Here is a 211-nt window from a genome sequence, read left to right on the forward strand (position 1 = left end):
CATGGCGTATTCGATGGTGGCCGCCTCCGAACTGGCGGCCATGCCTTCCTGGTAGACGGGCACGGCATTGCCGGCCGTGCGCAGTTCGAAGAGCTCACCGGGGCCTGCGCCTGTGATCAGGGACGGTACGACCCGGGAGTCGGAGCAGGTGATGAACAGGGCGAGCGGGGACTGGCCGGCGGCGAACCGGCCGTAGGCCTCCCGGTCCTCG

1 protein-coding gene is annotated in these 211 nt (G+C 69.7%); it reads right to left on the reverse strand.

The window, feature by feature from the left end; genetic code table 11:
- The coding region (locus ADL29_RS15355) for a carbonic anhydrase (protein WP_281181845.1) at positions 1-211 on the reverse strand (211 nt) is incomplete at both ends.

The sequence above is a fragment of the Streptomyces chattanoogensis genome (genome assembly GCF_001294335.1).
Lineage (GTDB): Bacteria > Actinomycetota > Actinomycetes > Streptomycetales > Streptomycetaceae > Streptomyces > Streptomyces chattanoogensis.